Source organism: Delftia sp. WY8, assembly GCF_018437695.1.
Taxonomy (GTDB): domain Bacteria; phylum Pseudomonadota; class Gammaproteobacteria; order Burkholderiales; family Burkholderiaceae_C; genus Comamonas; species Comamonas tsuruhatensis.
In genome coordinates this window covers 2297667-2320930 of sequence record NZ_CP049795.1, presented here as the reverse complement: position 1 = coordinate 2320930, position 23264 = coordinate 2297667, and the positions used below count along the sequence as shown (strand labels likewise).

The 23264-nt window shown below is 70.0% G+C and carries 18 protein-coding genes; 13 read left to right on the top strand and 5 right to left on the bottom strand.

The window, feature by feature from the left end; translation table 11 throughout:
• Nucleotides 1-35: 35 nt before the first annotated feature.
• The gene (locus G4D77_RS10745) at nt 36-6413 is read left to right on the top strand and encodes an Hpt domain-containing protein (RefSeq protein ID WP_154835579.1); all 6378 of its coding nucleotides are present in this window, start codon (nt 36-38) and stop codon (nt 6411-6413) included.
• Between the two features lie 89 nt (nt 6414-6502).
• Here G4D77_RS10745 and G4D77_RS10740 read toward each other — a convergent pair whose 3' ends face one another.
• Entirely contained in the window at nt 6503-7984 is a 1482-nt protein-coding gene (locus G4D77_RS10740; RefSeq protein ID WP_154835577.1) for a cryptochrome/photolyase family protein, read from the bottom strand.
• Nucleotides 7985-8008: 24 nt separating this feature from the next.
• Here G4D77_RS10740 and G4D77_RS10735 point away from each other — a divergent pair, with 24 nt between their 5' ends.
• The 7 genes from G4D77_RS10735 to G4D77_RS10705 all read left to right on the top strand — a co-directional run bounded on the left by G4D77_RS10735 (nt 8009) and on the right by G4D77_RS10705 (nt 13326).
• A complete protein-coding gene (locus G4D77_RS10735) occupies nt 8009-8608 on the top strand; it encodes a YqgE/AlgH family protein (RefSeq protein WP_012203507.1) in 600 nt (199 codons plus the stop codon).
• Nucleotides 8605-9063 carry a Holliday junction resolvase RuvX gene (gene ruvX / locus G4D77_RS10730; protein WP_016447930.1) on the top strand — a complete coding sequence of 153 codons (459 nt, stop codon included), beginning with the start codon at nt 8605-8607 and terminating at the stop codon, nt 9061-9063. The genes G4D77_RS10735 and ruvX overlap by 4 nt, the downstream gene beginning before the upstream one ends.
• A complete protein-coding gene (gene pyrR / locus G4D77_RS10725) occupies nt 9060-9578 on the top strand; it encodes a bifunctional pyr operon transcriptional regulator/uracil phosphoribosyltransferase PyrR (RefSeq protein ID WP_013804027.1) in 519 nt (172 codons plus the stop codon). Before ruvX ends, pyrR begins: the two co-directional genes overlap by 4 nt.
• Nucleotides 9579-9580: 2 nt before the next feature.
• The gene (locus G4D77_RS10720; protein ID WP_012203510.1) at nt 9581-10543 is read left to right on the top strand and encodes an aspartate carbamoyltransferase catalytic subunit; all 963 of its coding nucleotides are present in this window, start codon (nt 9581-9583) and stop codon (nt 10541-10543) included.
• A 244-nt stretch (nt 10544-10787) separates the two neighbouring features.
• Nucleotides 10788-12083: a dihydroorotase gene (locus tag G4D77_RS10715; protein WP_016447929.1), complete on the top strand. Its 1296-nt coding sequence runs from the start codon at nt 10788-10790 to the stop codon at nt 12081-12083.
• A 2-nt stretch (nt 12084-12085) separates the two neighbouring features.
• Complete coding sequence (locus tag G4D77_RS10710; protein WP_016447928.1) at nt 12086-12835, top strand: lysophospholipid acyltransferase family protein; 750 nt, start codon at nt 12086-12088, stop codon at nt 12833-12835.
• Nucleotides 12836-12849: 14 nt separating this feature from the next.
• The gene (locus G4D77_RS10705; protein WP_016447927.1) at nt 12850-13326 is read left to right on the top strand and encodes a GNAT family N-acetyltransferase; all 477 of its coding nucleotides are present in this window, start codon (nt 12850-12852) and stop codon (nt 13324-13326) included.
• A gap of 25 nt (nt 13327-13351) precedes the next feature.
• Here G4D77_RS10705 and G4D77_RS10700 read toward each other — a convergent pair whose 3' ends face one another.
• From G4D77_RS10700 to G4D77_RS10685, 4 genes are all read right to left on the bottom strand, one after another.
• A complete protein-coding gene (locus tag G4D77_RS10700) occupies nt 13352-13738 on the bottom strand; it encodes a DUF1987 domain-containing protein (protein WP_016447926.1) in 387 nt (128 codons plus the stop codon).
• Between the two features lie 35 nt (nt 13739-13773).
• Nucleotides 13774-14406, bottom strand: coding sequence for a DUF6272 family protein (locus G4D77_RS10695; protein WP_154835575.1), 633 nt, complete (start codon nt 14404-14406; stop codon nt 13774-13776).
• Nucleotides 14403-15824, bottom strand: a complete 1422-nt coding sequence (locus G4D77_RS10690) for a SpoIIE family protein phosphatase (RefSeq protein ID WP_154835573.1) — start codon at nt 15822-15824, stop codon at nt 14403-14405. Before G4D77_RS10690 ends, G4D77_RS10695 begins: the two co-directional genes overlap by 4 nt.
• Nucleotides 15825-15921: 97 nt before the next feature.
• Nucleotides 15922-17019, bottom strand: a complete 1098-nt coding sequence (locus tag G4D77_RS10685) for an ABC transporter ATP-binding protein (protein WP_061288097.1) — start codon at nt 17017-17019, stop codon at nt 15922-15924.
• Nucleotides 17020-17231: 212 nt separating this feature from the next.
• Here G4D77_RS10685 and G4D77_RS10680 point away from each other — a divergent pair, with 212 nt between their 5' ends.
• The 5 genes from G4D77_RS10680 (at nt 17232) to arsC (ending at nt 23264) form a co-directional block, all read left to right on the top strand.
• Nucleotides 17232-18878 (top strand): ABC transporter permease, encoded by a 1647-nt coding sequence (locus G4D77_RS10680; protein ID WP_154835571.1) that lies wholly within the window; start codon nt 17232-17234, stop codon nt 18876-18878.
• 57 nt (nt 18879-18935) lie between these two features.
• On the top strand, nt 18936-19844 hold the full coding sequence (locus G4D77_RS10675) for a LysR family transcriptional regulator (RefSeq protein WP_012203519.1): 909 nt from the start codon (nt 18936-18938) through the stop codon (nt 19842-19844).
• A 112-nt stretch (nt 19845-19956) separates the two neighbouring features.
• Nucleotides 19957-21342 carry an 8-oxoguanine deaminase gene (locus G4D77_RS10670; protein WP_154835569.1) on the top strand — a complete coding sequence of 462 codons (1386 nt, stop codon included), beginning with the start codon at nt 19957-19959 and terminating at the stop codon, nt 21340-21342.
• Nucleotides 21343-21547: 205 nt separating this feature from the next.
• Nucleotides 21548-22864, top strand: a complete 1317-nt coding sequence (locus G4D77_RS10665) for a uracil-xanthine permease family protein (RefSeq protein WP_154835567.1) — start codon at nt 21548-21550, stop codon at nt 22862-22864.
• Nucleotides 22865-22895: 31 nt separating this feature from the next.
• Nucleotides 22896-23264 carry an arsenate reductase (glutaredoxin) gene (gene arsC / locus G4D77_RS10660; protein WP_047217492.1) on the top strand — a complete coding sequence of 123 codons (369 nt, stop codon included), beginning with the start codon at nt 22896-22898 and terminating at the stop codon, nt 23262-23264.

The window sequence follows — 23264 nt, the reverse complement described above, 5'->3', positions numbered from 1 at the left end:
CTATGCACAGGCCCTAGGGGCTTGGGGAACTGTCCATGTCAGTGGTTGACGAATCGCAAACGGGCGCGGCGCAGGCCGCGCACACCGAACAGGACCTGGGCCCGCTGGCCTGGGTGCTCGATGAGCTGCGCAAGTCGCTGGAAGGCGCGAGCAAGGCCGTGGCGCGTTTCGTGCGCGATGCCGATGCGGCGCGCGCCTCGGACCTTGAGGAGCTTGACACCTCGGCCCTGCGCATCGCCCGCCAGCAGCTGCACCAGGCCTGCGGCGCCCTCGAAATGGTGGGCCTGGGCTCTCCGGCCCTGGTGCTGCGCGGCATGGAAAGCGCCGTGCAGCGCTTCGTGCAGCGCCCCGAGCTGTGCACCGACCAGGCCGCCGCCACGCTGGAGCGCGCCAGCTTTGCCCTGATCGAATACCTGGAAACCGTGCTGGCCGGCAAGACCGTCTCGGCCGTGGCCCTGTTTCCCCAATACCGCGACACCCAGGCGCTGGCCGGCAACGACAAGGTGCATCCGGCCGACCTGTGGCCTGCCGAGCGCCGCGCGCGCGAGCCCGAATGGGCGCGCCAGGCCGAGCCGCTGGCCTACGGGCCCGATGCCCGGGCCCTGCTCGACGGCGTGGTGCTGCGCATGGTCAAGAGCGATGACCGCGAGGCCGCCGCCCAGATGCGTGACCTGTGCCTGCGCTTTGCCGTGGCCCAGACCGAGGATGTCACCGCACGCAGCTTCTGGAAGGTGGCCGCTGGCTTCTTCGACGCGCAGTCGCGCGGCCTGATCGTTGTCGACCTCTATGTGAAACGCATGGCCTCGCGCGTGCTGCTGCAGTACGCTGCCATGGCCAAGGGCGACCGCACGCCGCCTGCGCGCCTGCTGCAGGACCTGCTGTTCTTCTGCGCCCAGGCGCGCCCGGCCGAGCAGGCCGGCGCTGCCCTGCAGGCCGTGCGCCAGGCCTACGGCATGCAGGCCCAGCCGCAGGTGGACTACCAGCAGACCCGCTTTGGCCGCTACGACCCGGCCGTGCTGGTGCAGGCGCGCAAGCGCATCACCACGGCGGCGGAGACCTGGTCCGCCCTGGCAGGCGGCGACCGTGCGCGCACCAAGATCGTGGTGGACCAGTTCGCCCAGGTGGCCGAATCCCTGGTCAAGCTGCACCCGGCCAGCCATGGCCTGGCGCGCATGCTGATCAAGGTGGCCGAAACCGTGGCCCGCATCGGCGAGCCGCCGCCGGCGGAACTGGCCATGGAAGTGGCCACCTCCGTGCTCTATCTGCAGGCGGCCTTTGCCACCATGGACATGGGCGACGAGGAACTGGCCGAGCAATCCGCCAACCTGGTACAGCGCCTGGAGGAATCCCTGCAGGGCGCGCCCGCCCGGCCGCTGGAGCCGTGGATGGAGGAGCTGTACCGCCAGGCCAGCGACCACCAGACCATGGGCTCGGTCGTGGGCGAATTGCGTGCCACGCTGGCCGAGGCCGAGCGGCACCTGGACCAGTATTTCCGCAACCCCGCCGATGCCACCGTGCTGGCGCCGGTGTCTGGCCAGATGGCGCAGATGCGCGGCGTGCTGTCCGTGCTGGGCCTGGACCAGGCCACCCAGGCCATGCAGCGCATGCGCGAAACCGTGGAGCGGCTGGTATTGGGCGAGATCGCCGAGTCAGAACGTGCCCAGGTCTTCGACAAGCTGGGCAACAGCCTGGGCGCCATGGGTTTCCTGATCGACATGCTGAGCTACCAGCGCAGCATGGCGCGCAAGCTCTTTGTCTATGACGAGGCCGAAGGCGGCCTGCGCATCCTGATGGGCCGCCGTGGCCACCGCGCCGACGACGCGGGCAAGGCGCCCGAGCAGCTGCCGGCCCTGGACACCGCCGCCGTGCCGCCGCAGCGCGAAGCCGTTGCCGTGGCCCAGCCGCTGCCCGTGCCCCAGATCCAGCCCGCCGAGACTGCGCAGGACCTGCCTGCCGAACCCGCTGCGGCAGCACCGTCGGTGCCGGCGCCGCCGCCACCCTCCGTGGACCTTGTGCCCGAGCCCCTGCCGCAGGCGACTGCTGCCGGGCAGCAAGCGCTGGCCGACGATGCCGAACTGGCGCAATTCGCCAAGGCGCTCGAGATACCCGCCGAAGCGGCCCAAGCAGCTGACGTGGCTGAAGCGGCCGAACCGGTGCCCGGCCCTGCTGCCGCTTCCGCCACGGCTCAGCCCGAACCCCTGCCTGAACCCGTTCCCCCGCTGGCCGGTCTGACCGTCTCGGAAGATGATTCCGACGACGAAATCCTGAGCATCTTCCTGGAAGAGGCCCGCGAGGTCGTGGACAACGGCCTGCAGGCGCTGCGCACCCTGGCCGATGAGCCCGGCAACCTCAGCGAGCAGACCACGCTGCGCCGCGCCTTCCATACGCTCAAGGGCAGCTCGCGCATGGTCGGCCTGGATGAATTCGGCGAAGCCGGCTGGGCCATGGAGCAAATGCTCAATGCCTGGCTGGCCGAGCAAAAGCCCATGCCCCAGCCCATGCAGGAGCTGGCCAGCGACGCGCTGCGCGCCTTTGGCGCCTGGGCTTCGGCCATCGAGCGCCAGCAGGCCGATGCCTGGCTGGCCACGCCCTTCCGCGCCGCAGCCGATGCCATGCGCCTGGAAGGCGTGCGTGCCGACGTGGCCCTGGTGCCGCGCGCCGACCGCCGCACGCAGGCCGAGCCTGCCGCGGTCGAGGCGCCGGTGGAGCCCTTCGCCGCAGTGGAGCAGCAGCTGCAGGCCGAGCAGCGGGAAGCCCCCGAGCCGGCCGTGCCCGCCGAGACCGCCGGGCCCGCCGGTGACCTGGACATTGCGCTGGACTTCGGTCTGCTGGACCTGGACCCCCAGCCTGCGGCGGCCGTGCCCGAACAGTCGCAGGGTTCAACGCAGCCGGAGACCGCCGAGGCACCCGCCGCGCTGGCCACCGACGCGGTGGAGGAGCTGGACTTCGCCGCCTTCGAGGCGGCCATGCGCGACAGCGAGCAGGAAGCCCTGGCCGTTGTCTCGGGCGACCAGCCCGCGCTGCCCGGCACAGAGACCGTGCCCGAGGCACATGCCGACGCGCTGCCCGAGCTGCAAGCAGAAGCAGAAGCAGGCGCAGAAGCTGTAGGCGAAGTCGAAGTCGAAGCCGAAGCCGAAGTTGAAGCCGAAGAGCAGGCTCCGCACGCCGCCGTGCCGCTGGCGCCTTTCGAGGGGCTGGATCTGGACCTGACTCCGGCAGCCGCACCTGCCGAGGCCATCGAAGCCGTAGAAGCTTCCGAGGCGGAAACCCCGCAGGAGCTGCATACCGAATCCGTGGCCGATGAGGCGCCTGCGGTGGCTGAGGAGTCCGGCGCACAGGAGCCGTCCGGCGTCGATGCCGATGGCTTCAAGGTCGTGGACGGCCTGCGCATCAGCGCGCCGCTGTACAACGTCTATCTCAACGAGGCCGACGAATGGTCGCGCCGCCTGGACCTGTCGCTGCAGCAATGGGCGACCGAGCCCGGCGAGCCCGTGCCCGATGACGCCATCGCCTTCGCGCATTCGCTGGCCGGCAGCTCGGCCACCGTGGGCTTCAAGGCCTTGTCGGACCTGGCGCGCCTGCTGGAGCATGCGCTGGCCCATCTGCAGCCGCAGCGCTGCGGCACGCCTGAGCAGGTCGCCGCCTGCATTGCGGCCTCCGACGAGGTGCAGCGCCTGCTGCACCAGTTCGCGGCCGGCTTCCTCAAGACACCCCAGCCGGGCGTGGAAGAAGCCCTGCAGGCACTGCTGGCGCTGGATATCGAAGTCGCGGACGCTCCGGACAGCCGGCTCGATGCGCTGCTGCCGGAGCCGTTGCCGCAGCCTGGCACGGATGCCGTGCTCGACGCCGGCGCCCATGCGCAGGCCCAGGCACAGGACGTGGCGCCGCTGGCCTATTCCATGCGCCCCCTGGTCAACGACGCACGCCAGGAAGCCGAGCTGCAGCGCCGCATCGATGAGGCCATCGCCCATGCGGTGGCCGTGGGCAACGATCTGGACGACGACATCGACGCCCTGGACGAAGTGGACCCCGACCTGTTCCCCATCTTCGAGGAAGAGGCCATCGAGCTGCTGCCCCGCCTGGGCGCTGCGCTGCGTCGCTGGCATGGCCGGCCTTCCCTGGACGAGGCGCGCCACGAAACGCTGCGCGCCCTGCACACCCTCAAGGGCAGTGCCCGGCTGGCTGGCGCCATGCGCCTGGGCGAAATGGCCCACCGGCTGGAATCCGCCGTCGAGCGGGTCGACAGCGAATCTCCCACGGCCGAGCAGATCGAGCCCTTGCTGGGCAACTTCGACGCATTGCAGGCCGGCTTCGACGTGCTGCGCGTTGCGGGCGAACAGGTGCAGGATGGGCCGCTGGGCCTGGCCGATGGGCCGGACCAGGCCGAGCCTGCCGCCTCTGCGGTGTCTTCTGACGCCACGGCCTCCGACGCCTCGGGCGCTGGCGCATCCCCGGCGCCAGCCGACGCACAGCCGGCTCCTGTCACCGCGCCGCTGCGTGCGGGCGCCCACCAGACGGTGCGCGTGCGCGCCCAGTTGCTGGACCGCCTGATCAGCCAGGCCGGCGAGGTGCTGATTGCGCGCTCGCGTGTCGATGCGCGCCTGGCCCAGGCCCGTGGCTCGCTGGACGAGCTGGCCGGCAACCTGGAGCGCCTGCGCATGCAGCTGCGCGACATCGAGGTCCAGGCCGAGAGCCAGATGCAGTCGCGCCTGGCCCTGTCCAAGGACTCGGCGGCCGGCTTCGACCCGCTGGAGTTCGACCGCTTCACGCGGGTGCAGGAACTCACGCGCATGATGGCCGAGTCGGTCAACGACGTGGCCACCGTGCAGCGCAACCTGCAGCGCGACATGGCGGGCGCCGAGGACGACCTGGTCGCCCAGGGCCGCCAGGCGCGCGAGCTGCAGCGCGACCTGCTGCGCACGCGCATGGTGGAGTTCGACTCCCTGGCCGAGCGCCTGTATGCCGTGGTCCGCCAGACCTCCAAGGAAATGGGCAAGCAGGTGCGGCTGAACATCCTCGGCGGCACCATTGAAATGGACCGGGGCATGCTGGACCGCATGATGCCGGCCTTCGAGCACCTGCTGCGCAACTGCGTGGCCCACGGCATCGAGCCGCCCGAGCAGCGCACCGCTGCCGGCAAGCCGGCCATGGGCACCATCGAAATCATCCTGAGCCAGGAGCGCAACGACGTGGCGCTTTCGGTGGAGGACGATGGCGCCGGCCTGAACCTGCAGCGCATCCGCGACAAGGCCGTGGCCCAGGGCCTGTGGCCCGAGGACCAGACGCTGACGGAGCAGGACGCCGGCCGCCTGATCTTCGAGCCCGGCTTCACCACCGCCACCGAGGTGACCGGCGTGGCCGGCCGGGGCATCGGCATGGACGTGGTGCGCTCCGAGGTCAACGCGCTGGGCGGCCGCATCGAGACCCACAGCGAAGCGGGCCGGGGCAGTGCCTTCCGCCTCGTGCTGCCGCTGACCACGGCCGTCACCCAGGTGGTCATGCTGCGCGCGGGCCGGCTGCTGGTCGGCGTGCCGGCCAGCCTGGTGGAAATCGTGCGCCGTGCGCCCTTGGATCTGCTGCAGCAGGCCTATGCCAGCCACGGCTTTGAAGATGGCGGCGAGACCCTGCCTTTCTACTGGGCGGGCGCGCTGTGGCAGTCCTCCCTGCGCAGCGAGGAAACCGTGGGCCGCACCCGGCCCGTGGTCATCCTGCGCAGCGCGTCGCAGCGCATTGCGCTGCACGTGGACGAAGTGCTGGGCAACCAGGAAGTGGTGATCAAGAACCTCGGCCCCCAACTGGCCCGCCTGCCCGGCCTGACCGGCATGTCGGTGCTGGCCTCGGGCGCCGTGGTCCAGATCTACAACCCTGTGGCGCTGGCCAACGTCTATGGCGACGAGGTGCGCGCCCGGACCGAAGAGGCCGAGCGTGCCGCCGGCCAGGGCGACGGCGAAGCCGTGCCGGCCAGCGCGGGACCGGTCTCGGTGCCGCTGGTGCTGGTGGTGGACGACTCCATCACCGTGCGCCGCGTCACCCAGCGCCTGCTGCAGCGCGAAGGCTACCGCGTGGCCCTGGCGGCCGACGGCCTGCAGGCCATGGAACGCCTGGCCGAGGAGCGCCCGACCCTGGTGCTGTCCGACATCGAGATGCCGCGCATGGACGGCTTCGACCTGCTGCGCAACATCCGCGCCGACGAGGCCCTGCGCGACCTGCCCGTGGTCATGATCACCTCGCGCATCGCCCAGAAGCACCGCGAGATGGCGCGCCAGCTGGGCGCCAACCACTACCTGGGCAAGCCCTACTCGGACGAGGAGCTGCTGGGCCTGATCCAGCACTATTCCCTGCAAGGGAACAGCACCCAGCCTGCGCCGCTGTCACTGCAGACGGAGACGCAGGTGCTGGGCGAAGAGGCCTGAGCCTCGGCGGCCAGCCCTCGCCCCGCAAAAAAGGAGCAGCCAGCGCTGCTCCTTTTTTCTTGGCTCCGGTGTCTTTGCACCGGCTTCCTTCAGCCCGCCTGCTTGACCACGCCGTAGCGGGCCAGCGTGCGCTCGCGCGCGGCTGCGTGGTCCACCACGGGATGGGGATAGTCCGTGCCCAGCACCACGCCGGCCTCGGCCAGCTCCAGCGGCCGGGCCTGCCAGGGCGCGTGGCGCAGCGCGGCGGGCAGGCGGGCCAGCTCGGGCACGTAGCGCTCGATGAAGCGCGCGTCGGCATCGAACTTCTGGCTTTGCGTGATCGGGTTGAAGATGCGGAACCAGGGCTGGGCGTCGCAGCCCGTGGAGGCCGCCCACTGCCAGCCGCCGTTGTTGGCCGCCAGGTCGAAGTCGTTGAGCTGGCGCGCAAACCAGGCTTCGCCCCGGCGCCAGTCTATGCCCAGATCCTTGACCAGGAAGCTGGCCGCCACCATACGCAGCCGGTTGTGCATGTAGCCCGTGGTGTTGAGCTGGCGCATGGCGGCATCGACCAGCGGATAGCCGGTGCGGCCCTCGCACCAGGCGGCGTACAGCGCATCGGCCTCGGGGCCGGTGTCCCACACGATGGCGTCGTAGACGGGCTTGAAGCTGGCGTGCACCACATGCGGATGGTGGGCCAGGATCTGGAAATAGAAGTCGCGCCAGACCAGCTCGGACAGCCAGGTGGCGGCGCCCTCGGCATCATGGGGCTGGCTCTGCGTCTGCTCCCAGGCCAGCCTTGCCAGGCGGCGGATGGAGACCGTGCCGAAGCGCAGGTGCACGCTCAGGTAGCTGGGGCCCTTGACGGCAGGAAAGTCGCGCGCCTGCCTGTAGCGCGGCAGGCGCGGCAGGAAGTCGGCCAGCAGTTCCTCGGCGCCAGCGCAGCCCGTGGGCAGGCGCAGGCCGTCCAGCGTGCCGGCCTCAAAGCCCAGGTCGGCTGCGGTGGGCACGGGGCGGCGCTCGCCTTCGGGGCGCGGGGCCAGGCGCTCGGGCAGGTCGCGCTCGCTGGGATAGGCGGACAGGAAGAAGGGCGTGATCTGGCGCAGCCAGGCGTTCTTGTACGGGGTGAACACCGAGAACGGCGCGCCGGCCTGGGTCAGCACCTCGTCGCGCGCAAAGACCATGTGGTCCTTGAAGCTGTGCAGGGCCACGCCCTCGGCGGCCAGGGCCTGGCGCACGCGGGCGTCGCGGGCCAGTGCGTCGGGCTCGTCGTCCCAGTTGCAGAACACGGCCTGGGCGCCGAGCTGCCGGGCCAGGGCCGGGATCTGCTCAGCGGGCCGGCCGCGGCGCACGATGAGGCCGGTGTCGGCGCGGCCCGAGGCCTCGCGCAGCGCATCGTCCAGGCCCGCCAGGCTCTGGCAGATGAACTCCACGCGCCGGTCGGCACGGGGCAGGGGGGCGAGGATGTCGTCGTCGAAGATGAACACGCAATGCACCTGCCGGCACTGGCGCAGCGCATGGTAGAGGGCGGCATGGTCGGACAGGCGCAGGTCGCGCCGCAGCCAGACCAAGCCCACAGGGTAAGAAGGTGGCATGGATCGCCGGTAAAATCCGTCGTTATGTCTGCTGAAACTGCGCCTATCAATCTGACGCACCACTTCCTGATTGCCATGCCTGGCCTGGAAGACGAAGCGTTCTCGCGCAGTGTGATCTACCTGTGCGAACACAGCGAGCGCGGTGCGCTCGGTCTGATTATCAACAAGCCCTCGCAGCTTACGCTGGAAGGCCTGCTGGAAAAGGTGGATCTGGCCCTGGGCCGCGAGGACCTTCGCGGCAACCGCGTTTTCAACGGCGGGCCCGTACAGACCGATCGCGGCTTCGTGCTGCACGACCCCATGGTCATCGAAGGCGCGCCCGACGACGAGTCCGCCTACGCCTCGACCATGACCATCCCCGGCGGCCTGGAGATGACCACCTCCAAGGACGTGCTCGAAGCCCTGTCCGACGGCGCAGGCCCCAAGCGCCTGCTGGTCACCCTGGGCTACGCGTCCTGGGGCGAGGGCCAGCTGGAGTCGGAGCTGGCCGAAAACGCCTGGCTCACGGTGGGCGCCGACGCCAACGTCATCTTCGATACCCCGGTCGACGACCGCTATGACCGCGCCCTGGGCCTGCTGGGCCTGCAGCGCTGGATGATCTCGCCCGAAGCGGGGCGCGCATGAGCCTGCCCGCTCCCGAGTCCCAGGCAGCAGCGGCAGCCGGCACGGCCGTGCCGCCCACCGTTCCCTCCCATTTCCAGAGTTTCGTGGCCTTCGATTTCGGGGCCAAGCGCACGGGCTGCGCCGTGGGCACGCGCCTGCTGCGCTCGGCCAACCCGCTGCCCACCATCCGCGCCGAGGCCGGCGAGGCCCGCCTGGCCCAGGCCGGCGAGCGCATCAAGGAGTGGCAGCCCGATGCGCTGGTCATCGGCGTGCCCTACCACCCCGACGGCAATGCGCACGAGAACACGGCGCGGGCGAAGAAATTCGGCCGCCAGCTCAAGAGCCGCTTCGGCCTGCCTGTCTACGAGGTGGACGAGCGCTACAGCACCACCGAGGCCCTGGCCGGTGGCGCAAGGGATGCCGATGCGGCCTCGGCCTGCATCATTCTTGAACAGTTTTTGAGGAGTCTTCCATGAGTGAATCCATTGCGGGAGCCGGCAGCCTGGTGCTGGACGCCGAGGCCCTGTACCGCGAACTGCTGCGCGGCGTGCGCAGCCTCATGGGGCCTGAAACCCGCCTGGCCGGCATCACCTCGGGCGGCGCCTGGCTGGTGGAGCGGCTGCACAAGGACCTGAACCTGCCCGGCAACCCCAGCGTGCTGTCCTCGGCCCTGCACCGCGACGACTTCGCGCAGCGCGGCATGGCCACCAGCGCCCAGACGCAGATCGACTTTGACGTCAACGGCGCCGACATCCTGGTGCTGGACGACGTGCTCTACACCGGCCGCACCGTGCGCGCCGTGCTCAACGAACTCTATGACTACGGCCGCCCGGCCTGCGTGCGCCTGGCGGTGCTGGTGGACCGGGGCGGGCGCGAGTTGCCCTTCCAGGCCGACTTTGCCGCCGCGCGCATCGCGCTGCCGGCCGACCGCCTGCTGTCGCTGGCGCGCGATGACGCCGGCGTCTTCCAATTCCGCATCCAAGAGGCCTGACCGTGCTGTACAAGCGCAATCCCCAGCTCAACAAGAACGGCGAACTGATCCACCTGCTGTCCACCGAAGGACTGTCCAAGGACATCCTCACCCACATCCTGGACACGGCGGCCAACTTCGTCAGCGTCAATGACCGCGAGGTCAAGAAGGTGCCGCTGCTGCGCGGCAAGAGCGTGTTCAACCTGTTCTTCGAGAACAGCACGCGCACGCGCACCACGTTCGAGATCGCGGCCAAGCGCCTGTCGGCCGACGTGTTCAACCTGGACATCGCGCGCAGCTCGGCCAGCAAGGGCGAGTCGCTGCTGGACACCATCGCCAACCTCTCGGCCATGGCCGCCGACATCTTCGTCGTGCGCCACAGCGAGTCGGGTGCGCCCTACCTCATCGCCCAGCATGTGGCGCCCCATGTCCACGTGGTCAATGCTGGCGACGGCCGCCACGCCCACCCCACGCAGGGGCTGCTGGACATGTACACCATCCGCCACTACAAGAAGGACTTCGCCAACCTGCGCGTGGCCATCGTGGGCGATGTGCTGCATTCGCGCGTGGCGCGCTCCGACATCCATGCGCTGACCACGCTGGGCGCGGCCGAAGTGCGCGTTGTCGGCCCGCGCACCCTGGTGCCGCCGGACCTGGCGCAGATGGGCGTGCGCGTCTTCCACACGCTGGAAGAGGGCATCCGGGACTGCGACGTGATCATCATGCTGCGCCTGCAGAACGAGCGCATGAGCGGCGCCCTGCTGCCGTCCAGCCAGGAATACTTCAAGAGCTTCGGCCTCACGGCCGAGAAGCTGCGCCTGGCCAAGCCGGACGCCATCGTCATGCACCCGGGACCCATCAACCGCGGCGTGGAGATCGACTCCGAAGTGGTCGATGGCCCGCAGGCCGTGATCCTGTCGCAGGTGTCCTTCGGCATCGCGGTCCGCATGGCCGTCATGTCCATCGTCGCCGGCAACGAGGCTTGAAATGAAGCACCCCCTGAGCGACTGCGTCGCTTCCCCCTCTCTCGCTACGCGGGAGGGGGGCGTACGGGCAGCCGGCGACGCCCTCGCTGCAGGGCGGCCTTTGCTCGGCGTCCCTGAGATGGGCCATGCTTTTTCCATGCCCGGTGTCCTGGACTGAGTCCAGGCGCTTTTTGTGAATGCAAATGTTTTTGATCGCCGCAGGCCGCAGCCCATGCGCCGCCTGCGGTCTACGGGGTAGCAAACCATGAAGATACTCATCCGCAACGGCCGAGTGATGGACCCGGCACGGGGCCTGGACCAGCAGGCCGACGTGGCCATCGATGGCGGCAAGGTGCTGGCCATCGGCAAGGCGCCCGAGGGATTTGCCGCAGAACGCGAGATCGATGCCGCCGGCTGCTGGGTGCTGCCGGGCCTGGTCGATCTGGCCGTGCGCCTGCGCGAGCCCGGCCACGAGCACGAAGGCATGCTGCAGTCCGAGATGGCTGCATCGGTGGCCGGTGGCGTGACCAGCCTGGTCTGCCCGCCCGACACCGATCCCGTGCTCGACGAGCAGGGCCTGGTGGAGATGCTCAAGTTCCGCGCCGAGAAGCTGCACCAGTCGCGCCTGTTCCCACTGGGCGCGCTGACGCTGGGCCTCAAGGGCGAGGTGCTGACCGAAATGGCCGAGCTGACCGAGTCCGGCTGCATCGGCTTCGGCCAGGCCGAGGTGCCCATGACCAGCACCCAGACCCTGCAGCGCGCCCTGGCGTATGCGGCCACCTACGGCTACACCGTGTGGCTGCGCCCGCAGGAGCTGTACCTGGGCAAGGGCGTGGCCGCCAGCGGCCCGCTGGCCACGCGCATGGGCCTGTCCGGCGTGCCCGTGGCGGCCGAGACGATTGCCCTGCACACCATCTTCGAGCTGATGCGCGGCACCCAGGCGCGCGTGCACCTGTGCCGCCTGTCCAGCGCCGCAGGCGTGGAACTGGTGCGCCGTGCCAAGGCCGAAGGCCTGCAGGTCACGGCCGACGTGTCCATCAACTCGCTGCACCTGACCGATACCGATATCGGCTACTTCGACAGCAGCGCCCGCGTCACGCCGCCGCTGCGCCAGCAGCGCGACCGCGATGCGCTGTCTGCCGCGCTGGCCGATGGCACCATCGACGCCCTGGTCTCCGACCACACGCCCGTCGATGAGGATGCCAAGGTCCTGCCCTTTGCCGAGGCCGAGCCCGGCGCCACGGGCGTTGAGCTGCTGCTGTCGCTGGCCGTCAAGTGGTCGCAGGACGGTGGCGTGCCTTTGAACCGTGCCCTGGCCGCCATCACGGCATCGCCCGTGCAGGTGCTGGGCTCGTCTCTGGGCGAGCTGCAGGGGCAGCTGGGCCGGCTGGCCGAGGGCGGCGTGGCCGACCTGTGCATCGTCGATCCGCAGGCGGCCTGGACCGTGAAGCCCCAGGAGCTGGCCAGCCAGGGCAAGAGCACGCCCTTCGGCGGCTACGAACTGCCGGCCCGCGTGCGCTGCACGCTGGTCGACGGCCATATCGCTTACGAACGCCGCTGAACATGAGCCGTCTGCGCAGGGGAGGGCGCGCCACGCTGCGCGCAGCGCGCCTGTTCGGCCATGTGTGCAAGGGGCTGTGGATCGTGGCCCTGCGCTTTCCGCAGCTGCCCGAGGAGCGCCAGCACGCCCATGTGCAGGCCTGGGCCCTGCAGTTGCTGGCCCATGCGGGCGTGCGCCTGGAGATCCAGGGCGAGCCGCCGAGCCAGGGCCCCATGCTCATGGTCAGCAACCATATTTCCTGGCTCGACATTCCCGTGCTGCATGCGGCGCGGCATTGCCGCTTCATCTCCAAGTCCGACGTCAAGGGCTGGCCGCTGATCGGCACGCTGGCCACGGCGGCGGGCACGCTGTACATCGAGCGCACCTCGCGCCGCGATGCCCGGCGCATGGTGCAGAGCATGGAGGAATCCCTGCAGCGCCGCGAGATCCTGGCTATCTTCCCCGAAGGTACGACGGGCGACGGCCGCAAGCTGCTGCCCTTCCATGCCAATTTGCTGCAGGCGGCCGTGCAGATCGGTGCGCCCGTGCTGCCCGTGGGCCTGCGCTTCATCGACGGCGCCACCGGGCAGATCAGCCACGCGCCCAGCTACGAGGGCGATGAAACCCTGCTGGGCTCCATCTGGCGCACGCTGTGTGCCGACGATCTGGTCGCCGCCGTCCACTATGGCCAGCCGCAGACGGCCGATGGCCGCGACCGCCGCGTCTGGGCCCAGGACCTGCATGCCGAGGTGGACCGGCTGCGCCAGGCCTGAACCTTGCCAGCGACATGACAGACACCTTCTCGCTTCGGCCCTCGCGGCCTGATGACCTTCCCGCCCTGAACGCCGTGCTCTGGGCCACCTACGACAGCACCTGGAAGCCGCAACTGACGGCGGACAAGGATGCACGGTTCCGCGCCTCGGGCCGCACCGCGCAGTACGTGCAGTCGCGCGGCCACCTGTTCTGGGTGGCCGAGTGCGATGGCGTGGTGGCCGGCTTCGTGGACCGCGTGGATGACTTCATCGGCGCCCTGCATGTGCTGCCGGCCTGGCAGGGGCGCGGCGTGGGCCGTGCGCTGCTGGCCCACGCGGAGCAGGCCATGCGCGCCGACGGCCACGCCCAGGTGCGGCTGGAGACCGACAGCTTCAACACCCAGGCCCTGGGCTTTTACACGGCGCAGGGATATGCCACGCTGGACACCTATCCCGACGAGGAATGGGACTGCGGCCTGACCACGGTGCTCATGGGCAAGCCGCTGGCCTGAAGGCCAGGGCGGAGCAGGCCTGCCCTCAGTTGCTGTAGGGCTGTCGCTCCAGCACCAGGTTGGCGAAGTCCTCCACCAGGTCGGCGCCCAGTTCCTCGATGGCGTCGTCCTCCTCGTCAAAGGCCCAGACCACGCGGATGTCCGTGCCCTTTTGCCCGGCCTGGTCCAGCAGCGCGAACAGCGAGCGCAGGCCCATGGTGGAGGCGCTGTTGATGTACTGCAGCTTCATCTCGGCCACGAAGCGAGGAGGCTGGCTGGCCTCGAAATACCGGCCCAGCATGGACAGGATGGGGTTGAAGAAGGGCAGGGGGTTTTCGGGATAGCACTCGCCTTCGATGCGCAGAAGCTGCTCGGCCGGCGAGAAGACCACTTCGGGCGTGACGGAGGTGCGTTCGGATTTCAATGCTTGCATGGCGGCAGGTCGGTTCGTTGAAGGACGCCCGGCGTTCAGATCAGCGCCTTGACGTGGAATACGGCATGGGGCGCGGTCTCGGCGGCGTCCTCTCCCGTGGCGATGTGGTACTGCAGCGGTGCCGAGGCATCGCGCGCAATGGTCAGCCAGCCCAGGCCCGCGCCCCGGCTGATGTCGTCGCTGGTGCCGTGGTCCGTGTTGTGCAGTTGGGCCTTGTAGGCGGCCTTGATCTCGGGGTGGCTCATGGCGCGCACGGCATCCAGCTTGGCGGCCAGGCGCGGCACATGCTCGCTGCGCACGGCATTGCTGCAGGCGATCCAGAAGCGGGCCGGCGCCGGCTCGGCGCCCGCCTCCTGGGCGCAGGCCAGCGCATCGATGCGGCCCACGCCGATGGCGCCCTGTGGCACGGGCGCGCTGAGCGCCTGGCGGGGGCCGGTGTCGGCCGCAGGCAGGGGCGCTGCGTAGTGCAGCACGTTCTGCGCCATCTCGATGAAGGTGGAAAACAGCTTGCGCTTGGCGCTGCTCGATCCGTCCTCGTTGGCCAGGCGGCTCTTGAGCGTGTCGGCCGCCGCCTGGATCACATTGGGGTTGAAGGTGCCCGCGTAGTACAGCAGCAGGCCGTTGTGCTCGGCCTGGGCGCGCAGCTGAGCGAATTCGGCCGGGCTCATGGCTGGCCTTGCACGCAGGTGGCGGGCTGCAGGGCCTGGTTGCGCCAGACCAGCAGAGACACATCGTCGCGCCGGCGCTGCGTGCCCTGCCACTGGGCGAAGGCCTGCCGGAACTCGGCGCAGGCCTGGGCGGCGGGGCGGTCCTGCTGCTCGTGCAGGAAGCGCGCCAGGCGCTTTCTGCCATGGGCGATCTGGCGCGGGCCGCCCAATTGGTCGATGACGCCATCGGTGGCCACCATCAGCAGCGAGCCGGGCGCGACCTCCAGCACCTGCGTGCTCCAGGCCGCGTCGTCGGGCGTGGTCGCATAGCCTATGCCCAGCTTGTCGCCGGCATGGATCTGGACCTGGGCCGCCTCCTGCACGCCGGGCGGCGCCACCAGCAGGTCCAGCCGGGCCGATGCAAAGCGCAGTTGCGTGCCGCAGGGCGACTGCAGGAACAGCGCGGCGTCCAGGCCGTCGCTGGAGGTCTTCTCCGCCGGCAGGCCGTCGGCGGGGGCCGCTGGTGCGCCCCAGGCCGGCTGGGCGTCGCGGGTGCGCTGCTGCAGCACGCGCTTGATGTAGCGGTTCATCTGGCCCAGCAGGGCGCCGGGGTCGATGGCGGCGCCGGTGCTGGTGCCGGTGCCAGTGCCAGTGCCAGTGCCAGTGCCGAGACCTGCAGGCGCCACGGCCTGTTCGAGGAAGGACAGCGCAATCAGCGTCATGAAGGCGCCCGGCACGCCGTGGCCCGTGCAGTCGAACATGCAGCCCAGCAGGCCCTGCGGTGTGGCACGGAAGAAATACGCATCGCCGCCCACCACGTCGCGCGGCTCCCACAGCAGGCCGTGGTCGGCCAGCTGGCTGGCCAGCACGCGGTCGGACTCGACCAGGTGCGAGCGCTGGATCAGGCTGGCGTAGTCGATGCTGGCCATGAGCTGGCGCGTCTTGTCGGCCTCGATGTCGGACATGGCGGCCATCAGCGCGTGGCCCGTGCCTATGCCTGCATAGCGGCCTTCCTCGACGGTGATGAAGCCGTCCTTGAGCACGCGGCTGCCGCTGGCCAGCGCCTGCTGCACCAGCTGGTCGATGGGCAGGCCGGCCGCCACCACCATGGGCGCGGTGTCGGTGAATACCAGGCAGCTGCGGCGGCCGAACACGTCGCGCGCAAAGGGCCGCGCGTACTGCTCCATGAAGCGCTGGCGGTTGATCAGGCCCAGCGGCCGGTCGTCGGCCACCACGGCCAGGGTTTCGAGCAGGGGCTGCTCGCTGAACAGCCGGTGCACGTCCTCGTTGCTGGTGTCGGGGGGAATCGGCGCCGTGGGCTGGCTGAGCTGGCCTGCGCGGGCCAGCAGGCGTGGCGCGGCGGGCGCAGGGGCAAGCGCCGGAACCGGTGTCGGAGCAGATGCAGCGTGCTGCGTGGAGGAGGGGTCCAGAGCAAACATGGGTGGCCTTGAATTGTCACAAGATGTGGCAGATTCTGGGTTTCACCCATGACCGTCGGATGACAAAGGCCTGGACGGCGCGGCGGCGGCCGCCTGCTCAGGCCGCTGCGGTCTGCGCAGTGCCCTGTCTCTCGCGCGGGAAGGCGACCACGTGATTCATGTCCAGCCGTATGCCCACCCACTCGCCCACCGCATGGTCGTGGTGGCTGGGCACATGGGCCAGCACGCTGTGGCCGCTGGCCAGCTCCAGCGTGTAGAGGAACTCCGAGCCGCGAAACGCCTTGCGCAGGATGCGCGCCTGCACGGGCGAGGCATCGTCGTGCACCACATCGTCGGCGCGCAGCAGCACATCGCACTCGCCGTCCGCAAACTGCGCAGGCAGCGGGCAGGTGGCCGGATCGACCAGATCGCCCAGCGCCGTGCGCGCCACCACGCCGCCGGCACCGCTGGGCGCCAGCGTGGCCGGCACGAAGACGCCGTGGCCGATGAAGTCCGCCACGAAGCGCGTGGCTGGCCGGTGGTACAGCGAATAGGCGTCGTCCCACTGCTGCAGCTGCCCCTGGTGGACCACGCCGATCATGTCGCCGATGGCAAATGCCTCCAGCTGGTCGTGCGTGACGAACAGGGCCGTGGCGCCTGCGGCCTTGAGGATGCCGCGCACCTCATGCGCCAGGCGCTCGCGCAGGTCCACGTCGAGGTTGGAAAACGGCTCGTCCAGCAGCATCAGCTGCGGGCTGGGCGCCAGCGCGCGGGCCAGCGCCACGCGCTGTTGCTGGCCGCCTGACAGCTCGTGCGGAAACCTTCCTGCACTGCCGGCCAGGCCCACCAGCTCCAGCACCTCGGCCACGCGCTCGGCCTGGCGCGCCTTGGGCAGATGGTGGATGCCGAAGGCCACGTTGCGGCCCACGTTCAGATGGGGGAACAGCGCATAGTCCTGGAACACCATGCCTATGCGCCGCTGCTCGGGAGGGAGCGAGAAATCCGCGCTGCCCACGAGCTGGCCGTCGATGCGGATCTCGCCGCCGCTCACGGGCTCCAGGCCCGCCACGGCACGCAGCAGCGTGGTCTTGCCGCAGCCCGAGGGGCCGATGAGCACGCCGATGTCGCCAGCGGCCAGATTCAGCGTGACGCCCTGCACGGCAGGCCTGTCGCGGCCCGGGTAGCGCACCTCGAGTTGGGAGACGGTCAAAAACATGCGGCGATTGTAGAACCGCGCAAATGAATAGAATTCGCATTTGCATTGGCGGGCCAGGGGCATGCCCGGAGCCCGCCGACTCCAGCAGCCCGCAGGCACGTCCGGTCTCGGCGGCACCTCGGCCCACAGGCCGGTGGCTGCCGCGGATCCCGGCCCGTTCCATAGCCCGGCAGCCAGATCCTCCCCCTCATCCTCTAGCCGAGACCTCCGCTTTGCGCCGTCTGTCGTCCGTACTCCGCTCCCTTCCCCTGCTCCTGCTGGCCCTGGTGCTGATGCTGCCCGTGCTGGCCGTGCTCGGCTCCTGGCTGCCTCTGGGGCAGGGCGATGCCCTGGCCGGCTCCATCCTGCGCGAGATGGCCGCCACCGTGCTGCCCGGCTATCTGTGGACCACGGTCTGGCTGGGCCTGCTGGTGGCGCTGGGCGCGGCCATCGTGGGCACGGGCACGGCGGCGGCCGTGACGCTGTTCGACTTCCGCGGCCGGCGCCAACTGGAATGGCTGCTGCTGCTGCCGCTGGCCATGCCGGCCTATGTCACGGCCTATGCCTATACCGACTTCCTGCAGTTCAGCGGCCCGCTGCAGACCTGGCTGCGCGACACCTATGGCCTGGAAGGCCGGCTCCTGCCCGAGGTGCGCAGCCTCGGCGGCGCGGTCTGGGTCTTCATCTTCTCGCTCTACCCGTATGTCTACCTGCTGGCGCGCACCGCGCTGGGCGAACGCGCCGCGCACCTGATGGAGGCCGCGCGCCTGATGGGTGCGCCGCTGTCGCGGCGCATCTGGTCGGTGGCGCTGCCGCTGGCGCGCCCGGCCGTGGCCGCTGGCGTGGCCCTGGTGGTGATGGAGACGCTGGCCGACTTCGGCGTGGTCAGCTATTTCGGCATACAGACCTTCACCACGGGCATCTACAAGGCCTGGCTGTCCATGGACAACCGCATTGCCGCTGCGCAGCTGGCCACCTTCCTGCTGGTGCTGGTGGTGCTGCTGCTGCAGCTGGAGCTGCGCGCGCAGCGGCGCATGCGCTTCGTCACCGGCGGCGCGGGCCGTGCCGGCTCGGCCGAGGCGCAGCCGCTGCGCCTGCGCGGCTGGCGCTGCGCGCTGGCCTGGCTGGTGTGCCTGCTGCCCGTGCTCATGGGCTTTGTGGCGCCCGTGTTCTTCATGCTGCGCCCGCTGGCGGCCGACTGGTCGGTGCTGCCCTGGGACCGCTTCCTCGACTGGGCGCTCAACAGCGTGCGCCTGGGCGCCATCACCTCGGTGCTGGCCGTCATCATCGCCGTGGCCCTGGCGTTTGCCGTGCGCCGCCACAAGGAGTCGGCCGTCACGCGCGGCGTGGTGCAACTGGCCAGCCTGGGCTATGCGGTGCCGGGCGCCGTGGTCGTCGTCGGCCTGCTGCTGCCCGTGGGCTGGGTGCAGCAGGTGCGGCCCGAATGGGGCTTTGCCGGCCTGGTCACGGCCACCGCCGTGGGCATTGTCTGGGCCTACCTGGTGCGCTTTTGCGCCGTGGCCCTGCAGTCCATGCAAAGCGGCTATGCGCGCATCGCGCCCAGCCTGGACGACTCGGCCCGCATGCTGGGCACGGGCGCCTGGGGCGTGCTGTCGCGCGTGCACTGGCCGCTGCTCAGGCGCTCCACGGCAGCGGCGGCGCTGCTGGTCTTCGTCGATGTGATGAAGGAGCTGCCCGCCACCATGGTGCTGCGCCCCTTCAACAGCGACACCCTGGCCGTCGTGGCCTACCAGCTCGCGCGCGACGAACGCCTGGGCGAGGCCGCCCTGCCGTCGCTGGCCCTGGTGCTGGTGGGCCTGATCCCCGTGATCATGCTCAGCTGCACGCTGCGCGCCGAGCGCCCGGGCACGGCCCGCTGAGCCTGCGCCGTCGGGCACTGCCAAGCGCGGCCCGGCAAACCCGGCTACGCTCGCGCCATGCATGCCAGAGTCCTGCGCTATCTCGACGAAGTGGTCCGCCGCGGTTCCATCCGCAAGGCGGCCGAACATCTGCACGTGGCCCCCACGGCCGTCAACCGCCAGATCCTCGACCTGGAGGCCGAGCTGGGCACGCCCCTGTTCGAGCGCATCCACAAGCGCCTGCGCCTCACCCCGACGGGCGAGATGGTGCTGGCCCATGTGCGCGCCACGCTGCGCGAGCATGCGGCGCTGCGCGAGCGCATTGCCGAACTGCAGGGCGCGCGCAGCGGCGAGATCACCGTGGCCGCGACCACGGGGCTGGCCGGCTCGCTGCTGCCCTCGCTGGTGCATGAATTCCGCCAGCGCCACCCGGGCATCGTGGTGCGCATCATCGACCTGCCCCTGAGCGACATCGCGGCCGCCGTGGAAGGCGGCGACGCCGACCTTGGCCTGGCCTACGACCTGTCCGAACGCCCCGCGCTGCGCGCGCTGGCCACCAGCGAATGGCAGATCGGCGCCATCGTGCCGCCCCGGCATGCGCTGGCACGCCAATCGTCCGTGCTGCTCAGCGAGTGCATAGGCCATCCGCTCATCCTGCCCGCGCCGCCGCTGTCCATCCGCAGCCTGCTGGACGAAGCCTTTGCGCGCAACGCCATCGAGGTCACGCCCGTGGCCGAATCCACCTCCATGGCGCTGATCCAGCGCCTGGTCATGCTGGGCGAGGGCATTGCCCTGCTCAACCCGCTGGACGTGATGGAGGAGCGCAGCCGCAATGCCCTGGTCTTCGTGCCTTTGCGCGATGCGCATCTGCGGCGGCAGACGCTGGTGCTGACCGGCCGGGCCAGGGGGCAGTTGAGCGCGGCGGGCGAGCTGATGGCCCAGTCCATCGGCCAGGCGCTGGCAAGGCTGTTTGCCGGGGGGCGGTGAGTCTTAGGCACTTGTCCACTTTTTGTGGACACATCGGGCGGAATTCAGCGCTATCGGCAATGGCGTGTCCTTCCTAGACTGGCGGCTTTTCCATTTCGAAGAAGAGAACGCCATGACCTTGATCGCACTGAACGCCGATGTACTCGTCACCATGGATGCGCAGCGCCGCGAGATCCGCGACGGCGCCCTGGTGGCCGACGGCCCGGCCGTGCAATGGGTGGGCGCCACGGCCGATCTGCCGCCGCAGTACCGCCGCATGGTGGACGACGGCACGGCTCAGGTGCTGGACATGCGCGGCCGCGTGGTGATGCCGGGCCTGGTCAACACGCACCACCACATGTACCAGAGCCTCACGCGCGCCGTGCCTGCCGCGCAGGATGCGGAGCTGTTCTCGTGGCTCACCAACCTGTACATGCTGTGGTCGCACCTCACGCCGGAGATGATCCACGTCTCCACCCAGACCGCCATGGCCGAGCTGATGCTGTCGGGCTGCACCACCACCAGCGACCACCTGTACCTGTATCCGAATGGCGCTCGGCTGGACGACTCCATCGCCGCGGCGCAGCAGATGGGCATGCGCTTTCATGCGGCGCGCGGCTCCATGAGCCTGGGCCGCAGCAAGGGCGGCCTGCCGCCCGACGCGGTGGTGGAGGAAGAGGAAGCCATCCTGCGCGACAGCCTGCGCCTGATCCAGCAGTACCACGACAGCGCACGCCACTCCATGCTGCGCGTGGTGCTGGCGCCATGCTCGCCGTTCTCGGTGACGCGCGAGCTGATGCGCGAGTCCGCCGTGCTGGCGCGTGCGCACGGCGTGTCGCTGCACACCCACCTGGCCGAGAACGACAACGACGTCGCCTTCTCGCGCGAGAAATTCGGCCTCACCCCCGCGCAGTACGCCGAAAGCCTGGGCTGGGTCGGCCCCGATGTCTGGCATGCCCACTGCGTCAAGCTCGATGCCGAGGGCATTGCGCTGTTCGCGCGCACGGGCACGGGCGTGGCGCATTGCCCGTGCTCCAACATGCGCCTGGCCTCGGGCATCGCACCCGTGCGCACCATGCGCGATGCGGGCGTGCCCGTGGGCCTGGGCGTGGACGGCAGCGCCTCCAACGACGGCGCCCACATGCTGGGCGAGGCGCGCCAGGCCCTGCTGCTGCAGCGCGTGGGCCACGGCCCTGCCGCCATGGGCGCGCGCGAGGCGCTGGAGATCGCCACGCTGGGCGGCGCGCGCGTGCTGGGGCGCGACGACATCGGCGCGCTGGCGCCGGGCATGTCGGCCGACTTCGTGGCCTTCGACATGGCGGGCGTGGGCTACGCGGGCGCAGGCCATGACCCCGTGGCCGCGCTGGTGTTCTGCACGCCCACCGACGTGTCCACCAGCGTCATCAACGGCCGTGTCGTGGTCCGCGACGGGCTGCTGCTCACCGCCGACCTGCCGCGCGTGCTGACCCGCCACCGCGAGCTGGCCCGCACGCTGTTCGAGCGCGCAGCAGGCCGCTAATTTCTCCCTGCAGCGCGGCAGGCCGGCACCCAGGCCATCGCGGGTGCCGACCTGCCGCGCTGCGCCATTCCCCCGAAGCATCTCCAGGAGGCTCGAAGACCCGGACAGCACTTTCAGGACCCCACCCTTTTCCGGCACCACTGCCCCGACATACATACAAGCGCCTCTGAAGAGGCCAACGGCCAGGACACAAGGAGACAAGACAATGGAACAACTGCTTTACAAGGTGGAAGACCGTCCGCCAATGCTCATCACCACGGTGCTTCTGTCGCTGCAGCACCTGCTGGCGGCGCTGGGCGGCATCATCGCCGTGCCCCTGGTCTTCGGCGGGGCGCTCAAGCTGCCGGCCGACCAGATCGTGGCGCTGGTGAATGCAGCGCTGCTGGGCTCGGGCGTGGTCACCATCGTCCAGTGCAGGGGGGTGGGGCCCTTGGGCATACGGCTGCCCTGCGTCATGGGCACCAGCTTCGCCTTCGTGGGCGCGGGCATCAGCGTGGGGCTGGAGCATGGCGTGGCCGGCATCCTGGGCTCCTCGCTGGTAGGGTCGCTGGTGATGATCGTGGGCAGCTACTTCATGCCCGTGATCCGCCGCTTCTTCCCGCACACCGTGACCAGCGTGGTCGTGACCATGATCGGCCTGTCGCTGACCCCCGTCGCCGTGGACTGGGCTGCGGGCGGCATGGGCCGCAGCGACTACGGCGCGATCGGCCACCTGGCCATCGCCGGCTTCGTGCTGGTGCTGGTGATCGGCTTCGTGCAGTGGGGCAGGGGCATCGTCTCTGCCTCGGCCGTGGTGCTGGGCATCGCCTGCGGCTATGTGCTGTGCCTGGCGCTGGGCCTGATCGACTTCACCCAGGTGAGCGAGGCCGCGGTCTTCGCCATCCCGCAGCCGCTGACCTTCGGCATGACGTTCCCGGTGGCCGGCATCGTCGCCATGTCCATCGCTTTTCTGGTGACCATCGTCGAGACCACGGGCACCTTCATGGCCCTGGGCGCGGCCACGCAGACGCGCATCGACGGCAAGCGCCTGTCCAGCGGCATGCTGTGCGACGGCGTGGGCTCGGCCTTCGCGGCCGTGATGTCCAGCCCTCCGCTGTCCACCTTCGCCCAGAACGTGGGCGTGGTCTCGCTGACCGGCGTGGCCAGCCGCCATGTGGTCATGCTGACGGGCGTCATGCTGCTGCTGGCCGGCCTCTTTCCTGTGCTGGGCGCACTGGTGGTGACGATTCCGCAGCCCGTGCTCGGCGGCGCGGGGCTGATGATGTTTGCCATGATCATTTCTGCCGGCATCCGCATGCTCAGCGGCGCCGAGCACTCGCGGCGCGCCAGCCTGATCATCGCGGTCTCGCTGAGCTGCGGCCTGGCGGTCACGGTGCGCCCGGACCTGCTGGCCCGCATGCCTACCTTCGTGCGCGAAGTCTTCGGTTCGGGCATTACCGTCGGCGCCCTGGTCGCGGTGGGGCTGAACCTGCTGCTGCCCGGCCGCGAGGTCGATGCCCATCCCGAGGAAGCCGTGGCCTGAGGCGCATTTTCATGGGCCTACACTGCGGCCCATGAACACCACCGCCCCCCGCACCGACATCACCATCTACCACAACAACCGCTGCAGCAACTCGCGCGGCGCGCTGGCCCTGCTGCGCGACAACGGCATAGAGCCGACCATCGTCGACTACATCGCCCAGCCCCTGGACGCTGAGCAACTGCAGGCCCTGGTCCGGCAGCTGGGCATGCCCGTGCGCGAGCTGCTGCGCAGCAAGGAAGCCGTCTTCGCCGAGCTGGGCCTGGGCGATGCATTGGCCAGCGATGCGCAGTTGATCGCCGCCGTGGCCGAGCACCCGGTGCTGCTCAACCGCCCCATCGTCGTCACGCCCAAGGGCGCGGCGCTGTGCCGCCCGCCGGAGAAGGTGCTGGCGCTGATCTGA